Origin of the sequence: Pseudomonas sp. Nvir, assembly GCF_963778085.1 — a bacterium.
Classification (GTDB): domain Bacteria; phylum Pseudomonadota; class Gammaproteobacteria; order Pseudomonadales; family Pseudomonadaceae; genus Aquipseudomonas; species Aquipseudomonas juntendi.
In genome coordinates this window covers 1-4,480 of the sequence record NZ_CAVZVN010000001.1, presented here as the reverse complement: position 1 = coordinate 4,480, position 4,480 = coordinate 1, and the positions used below count along the sequence as shown (strand labels likewise).

At 58.1% G+C, this 4,480-nt stretch carries 4 protein-coding genes; 3 read left to right on the top strand and 1 reads right to left on the bottom strand.

Annotated elements, in window-relative coordinates; all coding sequences use genetic code 11:
* A partial coding sequence (argE, locus tag AACG97_RS00020) for an acetylornithine deacetylase (protein WP_338463204.1) occupies positions 1-925 on the bottom strand: 925 nt, incomplete at its 3' end.
* Between the two features lie 113 nt (positions 926-1,038).
* Between argE and argC the strand changes: the two genes are divergently transcribed.
* The 3 genes from argC to argH all read left to right on the top strand — a co-directional run bounded on the left by argC (position 1,039) and on the right by argH (position 4,298).
* Complete coding sequence (gene argC, locus AACG97_RS00015) at positions 1,039-2,043, top strand: N-acetyl-gamma-glutamyl-phosphate reductase (RefSeq protein WP_022064625.1); 1,005 nt, start codon at positions 1,039-1,041, stop codon at positions 2,041-2,043.
* A gap of 9 nt (positions 2,044-2,052) precedes the next feature.
* Positions 2,053-2,826, top strand: coding sequence for an acetylglutamate kinase (gene argB / locus AACG97_RS00010; protein ID WP_012543259.1), 774 nt, complete (start codon positions 2,053-2,055; stop codon positions 2,824-2,826).
* A gap of 98 nt (positions 2,827-2,924) precedes the next feature.
* Positions 2,925-4,298: an argininosuccinate lyase gene (argH, locus tag AACG97_RS00005; RefSeq protein WP_023340882.1), complete on the top strand. Its 1,374-nt coding sequence runs from the start codon at positions 2,925-2,927 to the stop codon at positions 4,296-4,298.
* Positions 4,299-4,480: the final 182 nt, after the last annotated feature.

The window sequence follows — 4,480 nt, the reverse complement described above, 5'->3', positions numbered from 1 at the left end:
GCGGGCATTCGTAGCCGGGGATCGGCGGGTGCAGCTCTGAGACCGTCAGGCGGCCCGGCCAGCGCTCACTGACGGGCGCCAGCGCCTCGCCCAACAGACCATTAAGATCGTTGAGGGTCATCCCCGGCAGCGGGCGGATATCCATATGCAGTTCGCAGCAGGCGCAGATACGGTTTGAGGCATCGCCGCCATGGATAGCGCCCAGGTTGAGGGTTGGGTAAGGGACCGTGAACGCCTCGAAGTGGTAGCGCTCTTTTAGCAGATCGCGCAGCTGCATAATGCGGCCGATGGCGTCGTGCATAAGCTCAATCGCGTTAACTCCGCGTGCCGGATCGCTGGAGTGGCCGGACTGGCCCTGAATACGGATCGCGTTGGACATATGTCCTTTGTGGGCGCGGATCGGCTGCAGGGAGGTGGGCTCGCCGATGATGGCGCAGTCCGGGCGCAGCTGGGTGGTTTCGGCAAAATAGCGCGCGCCGGCCATGCTGGTCTCTTCGTCGGCGGTGGCCAGAATATACAGCGGTTTTTTCAGCGTGGTGACGTCGACATCGCGCAGGGCGTCGAGAATAAAGGCGAAGAAGCCTTTCATGTCAGCCGTGCCGAGGCCGTAGAGCTTGTTATCGTGTTCGGTGAGGGTGAACGGATCCCGCGTCCAGCGGCCATCATCGAATGGCACGGTATCGGTATGCCCGGCGAGCAGCAGGCCGCCGGCGCCGTGTCCGGTGCTGGCCAGCAGGTTGAATTTATGGCGCGTATCCGGCACCGGCTGTATCTCAACATTGAAGCCGAGATCGCGGAACCAGCCTGCCAGCAAATTGATTAAAGACTCATTGCTTTGATCGAGTGCCTCTTCGGTCGCGCTGATGGACGGTGTGGCGATCAACGCGCGGTAAATCTCGATAAAGGGCGGTAAATTGTTTTTCATTGTTGACACACCTTGGGTCGTGATAGTATCAATATTCATGCATTTATTGTGAATAAAAATACAATATCGTTGAGCGTAAGAAAACCCATCGAATGTAAGGAGATGCGCTTCCAATGTTAAATACGCTGATTGTGGGTGCCAGTGGTTATGCCGGCGCAGAGCTGGTGACCTATATCAATCGTCATCCGCATATGAACATAACCGCTTTGACGGTCTCCGCGCAAAGCAATGATGCGGGAAAATTAATTTCCGACCTGCATCCGCAGCTCAAAGGCATTGTCGATATGCCGCTGCAGCCGATGTCCGATATCAGCGAATTCAGCGCTGGCGTGGACGTGGTGTTTCTCGCCACCGCGCACGAAGTGAGTCACGACCTGGCGCCGCAGTTCCTTGCCGCCGGCTGCGTGGTGTTCGATCTTTCCGGTGCCTTCCGCGTTAACGATGGGGCGTTCTACGAAAAATATTACGGTTTCACTCATCAACATCCCGACCTGCTCAAACAGGCGGTGTATGGTCTGGCGGAGTGGAGCGCGGATGCGCTTAAAGAAGCGCAGTTAATCGCGGTGCCTGGCTGCTATCCGACGGCGGCGCAGCTGTCGCTGAAGCCGCTGATTGAGGCCAATCTGCTGGATCTGAACCAGTGGCCGGTGATCAACGCCACCAGCGGGGTGAGCGGCGCGGGTCGTAAAGCCGCGATCGGCAATAGCTTCTGTGAAGTGAGCCTGCAGCCATACGGCATATTTAACCATCGCCATCAGCCGGAGATTGCCAGCCACCTCGGGGCAAAGGTGATTTTTACCCCGCACCTGGGTAATTTTAAGCGCGGCATCCTTGAAACCATTACCTGCCGCCTGAAGCCGGGCGTCGGCCACGCGCAGATCGCAGCGGTTTACCAGCAGGCTTACGCCGATAAACCGCTGGTACGTTTATATGATAAAGGCGTACCCGCATTAAAAAGCGTCGAGGGTCTGCCATTCTGTGATATCGGTTTTGCCGTGCAGGACGACCATCTCATCGTCGTCGCGGCTGAAGATAACCTGCTGAAAGGCGCCGCAGCGCAGGCAGTGCAGTGCGCGAATATTCGTTTCGGCTTCGCTGAGACGCAGTCTCTTATTTAAGGTGTGATGATGAACCCATTAATTATCAAACTCGGCGGCGTATTACTCGATAGCGAAGAGGCGCTGGAGCGCCTGTTTACCGCGCTGGTTAACTACCGTGAAGCGCACCAGCGCCCGCTGATTATCGTCCATGGCGGCGGCTGCGTGGTGGATGAGCTGATGAAGCAGCTTAATCTGCCGGTGAAAAAGAAAAATGGCCTGCGGGTTACGCCTGCCGATCAGATTGACATCATTACCGGCGCGCTGGCGGGAACCGCCAACAAAACGCTGCTGGCATGGGCGAAAAAACATGGTATTTCCTCGGTAGGCCTGTTCCTCGGCGATGGCGATAGCGTGAAGGTCACGCAGCTGGATGCCGAGCTGGGCCATGTCGGGCTGGCGCAGCCGGGCTCCCCGGCGCTGATCAACACCCTGTTGGCGGGCGGTTACCTGCCGGTGGTGAGCTCTATCGGGGTGACCGATGAAGGCCAGCTGATGAACGTCAATGCTGACCAGGCGGCGACGGCGCTGGCGGCCACCCTGGGGGCGGATCTGATCCTGCTGTCTGATGTCAGCGGTATCCTCGACGGTAAAGGACAGCGTATTGCCGAGATGACCGCCGAGAAAGCGGAGCAGCTGATCGAGCAGGGCATTATCACTGACGGCATGATTGTTAAAGTGAATGCGGCCCTTGACGCCGCACGTGCCCTGGGCCGTCCGGTGGATATCGCCTCCTGGCGTCACGCCGAGCAGCTGCCAGCGTTATTTAACGGCACGCCGATCGGCACACGTATTCTGGCTTAAGATTTCATGCCCGGCGGCGCGTCGTCTGCCGGGCTTACAGACTGTAGGCCGGGCGGCACAATGCCGCCGGCAGAACTAACGAATAAAGGAAGCATGTTATGGCACTTTGGGGCGGGCGTTTTACACAGGCAGCAGATCAACGGTTCAAACAGTTCAACGACTCGTTGCGCTTCGACTATCGTCTGGCGGAGCAGGATATCGTTGGCTCTGTCGCCTGGTCGAAAGCGCTGGTAACGGTCGGCGTTCTGAGTGCCGCTGAACAGCAGCAGCTGGAAGAAGCGCTGAACGTGCTGCTGGAAGAGGTGCGCGCCAATCCGCAGCAAATCCTCGCCAGCGATGCCGAAGATATTCACAGCTGGGTGGAAGGCAAGCTGATCGATAAAGTGGGCCAGTTGGGCAAGAAACTGCACACCGGGCGCAGCCGTAACGACCAGGTCGCCACCGATCTTAAACTATGGTGCAAAGATACCGTTGTCGAACTGCTGTCGGCGAACCGCCAGCTGCAGAGCGCGCTGGTGGAGACAGCCCAGCATAACCAGGACGCGGTGATGCCGGGGTACACTCACCTGCAGCGTGCCCAGCCAGTGACGTTCGCACACTGGTGTCTGGCCTATGTTGAAATGCTGGCGCGTGACGAAAGCCGCCTGCAGGACGCGCTGAAGCGCCTCGACGTTAGCCCGCTGGGCTGCGGCGCGCTGGCGGGGACGGCGTATGAAATCGACCGCGAGCAGCTGGCCGGCTGGCTGGGCTTTGCCTCTGCCACCCGCAACAGCCTCGACAGCGTTTCCGATCGCGACCATGTTCTGGAGCTGCTTTCCGATGCGTCTATCGGCATGGTGCATCTGTCGCGCTTTGCTGAAGATCTGATTTTCTTTAACTCCGGCGAGGCGAACTTCGTCGAACTTTCTGATCGCGTAACCTCCGGCTCCTCGTTGATGCCGCAGAAGAAAAACCCGGACGCGCTGGAATTAATTCGTGGTAAATGCGGCCGCGTGCAGGGCGCGTTGACCGGCATGATGATGACGCTGAAAGGCCTGCCGCTGGCCTACAACAAAGACATGCAGGAAGATAAAGAGGGGCTTTTCGACGCCCTGGATACCTGGCTCGACTGTCTGCATATGGCGACCCTGGTGCTGGATGGCATCCAGGTGAAACGCCCACGCTGTGCGGAAGCGGCGCAGCAGGGCTATGCCAACGCCACAGAACTGGCAGATTATCTGGTGGCGAAAGGCGTTCCGTTCCGTGAAGCGCACCATATTGTTGGTGAGGCGGTAGTGGAAGCCATTGCGCAAGGGAAACCGCTGGAAGCGCTGCCCCTGGCCGATCTGCAGAAATTCAGTCCGGTCATCGCAGACGATGTTTATCCGATTCTGTCTCTGCAGTCCTGCCTCGATAAACGCGCAGCGAAAGGCGGCGTTTCGCCGCAGCAGGTGGCGCAGGCTATCAGCGACGCAAAAGCGCGCCTGAGCTAATTCTCTGGCATCCGCCTCTCTGAACCCGGCCGAGCCTGATGACGCCGGGTTTTTTATGCAAAAAAAAAGCGGACACAAGGTCCGCAAAAGTTCACGTTGGCTTTAGTTGTTCGGGTAGAGAAACAGTGTGACGGGCCAATGATTTTCACAGGTATACCGTCTCTATGGGCGTATTATTGAAC